Origin of the sequence: Bacillus hominis (assembly GCF_018332515.1) — a bacterium.
Taxonomy (GTDB): domain Bacteria; phylum Bacillota; class Bacilli; order Bacillales; family Bacillaceae_G; genus Bacillus_A; species Bacillus_A hominis.
Map to the genome: position 1 here is coordinate 1 of NZ_BOQD01000486.1, position 2334 is coordinate 2334.

At 31.2% G+C, this 2334-nt stretch carries 4 protein-coding genes; all 4 read left to right on the forward strand.

The features are described 5' to 3' along the window. The first annotated feature begins 84 nt into the window (after positions 1-84). Entirely contained in the window at positions 85-276 is a 192-nt protein-coding gene (locus tag KI356_RS26655; RefSeq protein ID WP_212936955.1) for a hypothetical protein, read from the forward strand. A 572-nt stretch (positions 277-848) separates the two neighbouring features. After that, the gene (locus KI356_RS26660; protein WP_212936956.1) at positions 849-1430 is read left to right on the forward strand and encodes a hypothetical protein; all 582 of its coding nucleotides are present in this window, start codon (positions 849-851) and stop codon (positions 1428-1430) included. Positions 1431-1599: 169 nt separating this feature from the next. Then, complete coding sequence (locus KI356_RS26665; RefSeq protein WP_212936957.1) at positions 1600-1827, forward strand: recombinase family protein; 228 nt, start codon at positions 1600-1602, stop codon at positions 1825-1827. 326 nt (positions 1828-2153) lie between these two features. Next, a partial coding sequence (locus KI356_RS26670) for a hypothetical protein (RefSeq protein ID WP_212936958.1) occupies positions 2154-2334 on the forward strand: 181 nt, incomplete at its 3' end.

Sequence of the window (2334 nt, forward strand, 5' to 3'; positions counted from 1 at the left end):
TAAGAGACAGCTCTAGCAGATGTTCTATCTATCGATTGGAAATCAGAAAAGAGTATTATACAAAAAACTACGGGATATAATGCTATGATGATGCTATTTAAAGATTTGTTTGCAATTGGTTTGAAAAATGGAACACTAACTAAAGACTTCTTTGTTAAGAATTTAAGTAAGTTAGATGTTCTTAACGGGCAAATAAATGCGAGTAATTATGAATCAAGTGGTCAACAATCAGCAAGGAATTTATATTTTGAGTTTAATAGAATTATATCTTCGTAAGAGATGTCTATTAAATGAGCTATGAAAGTGGTATTGAATAAGCAAGGATTACAAAATATTCGCCATTTCTCTGTGAGGAACTAAACCATTAATAATCACAACTTTATACTTAAAAAGTAAACATTATACAGTGAAGTAGTCTATTACTTTAGACAATGAATATACGTGATAATTCTCAGTCAGTTGGTTTTCAATCTTAACAACTGAAGTAGTTATTGTTCATACTAGAATACCTAATATAGATGAATTTAAGAGATTTATTACGTTACTAGAATTGAAAATCCTATCTCCTTTATGGGGGATAGGATTTTTTGATAAGAAATATCGTAGTACTTTCTTTTGCGGGTGAACCAAATTGGTTGGACACCAATTGTAAGAAAAGTAAGGAATAACTAACTGTTTTTATGCTCGTAATAAAATATCGATTTTATTAAGACGCTAGCTCAATAAAGAAAAAATCTCCATAATGGCTACTATTCCTAGCTAATGGAGTTTTTTTGCCCTTTTTTTTGGTAATATAGCTTTAATCAATGTTAAATTATAGTAGATTCGATAATAGGGAGTGTGTAAAGGTGGAAGAACAGTGGGTAAAGTATATACCTCTATTGAGTGCTGGAATAGGTGCTATTATTGCAATGCTAATCAATCAAATTATGTCACATTTAAGATGGAGAGAAGAATTAAAAAGAAAAGGTGAAGATAAGTATCTTGAAAGGAAATTAGAAAATTTGCATGATGCCATAATAGAGTTTTTCTTAATGGCAAATAAGGCATTAGAACTTTCCAGAATAGTTGATGGAAGTAAATTAAGACACGTTCAAGACGACATAGAAAAATTAGATGCAGATATTCGGAAAAGAATTGCACAAACTTCACCTTACTTAGAAAGCAATTTAAACCAGAGAGTTGAAAACTTATACAAAATCCTAACAAAAATGAGGTTAATCATAAGAAAAGAAATAGAAGGTGATGATAGAGAAATAGTGACTAACTTACTATGGCTAAATGAAGAATTACATCATATGAATGATGATTTAGGTAATGTAATGAAAGGCTTTCATGTAAAAAAGGAAGGTTTTTGGGTAAAATGGGTAGCAATAATATCAGTGCTTACTAACATCCTATTAGTGATGTTCATTTTCTCTAATAAATAGGATTTACTATGGGAATTACAGTTATTTACTGGCATGAAACAAAATTACTTAAACGGTACCAAGAAAAAGGGCATATTCTAACAAACTCTTTAACTGGAAAATAATTATTATAATGTTGGTTTGAAAGATACAAATGGTATGTTACTGAACTTACATGGCAGGTAATACGTTGGTATTAACTAAGTTGGATAGGTTTGCAAGTTCCATCGCTAATGCTATGGAAAAGGTGAGGATGGCATTTAAAAGGGCGTTAAAGTCACATGGAATTAGTGGAAGATACACCTACAGAAAAAATCTAATACTTACGGTTATGAGTGCTTTTGCACAGTTTAATAGGGATATGATTGTAGAATGTACACAGGAAGGAAAAGACCTTGCAAAGCAGCTTGAAGCGTGACGACTTCTAGAGAAGAAAGCATTCTAAGCAACAAGTAGAACATACCTTGAAGCCATACATATAAGGAAGTTGAAGCATTGAATCAAGGGGAAAGCAGTGTAAGGAATAAATTCAAATTAGATGGTTGAAGGTTAACAATAGCAGGAAGTTTCTGTTATCATATATGAGGAAAATAAATGAAATATCAAAGTAATTTGTTTTGAGAATTATAAACAAACGGTGCAGATATAAACTTGTAGATTCTTAGACATATTAGAATAGTTAAGAATTTTATGAGGAGGTTTCTGCTTATATTTATTTATAAATTTCTAAAGGGAGGAATGAATGTGTCAAATGAGAAAAAGGAACTCTCGTTAACTTATTTAAATGGAATCACAGGTACAACGAAACTCACGGATAGCATTAATAAGAATCAAGGGTTGTTAAACGGAATCACAGGTACAACGAAACTCATGGATAGCATCAATAAGAATCAAGGATTGTTAAATGGAATCACAGGTACAACGA

What these genes read in the sequence shown, in the direction of transcription:
- KI356_RS26655 (WP_212936955.1), top strand. Translation starts at nt 85, where the DNA reads ATGATGATGCTATTTAAAGATTTGTTTGCAATTGGTTTGAAAAATGGA.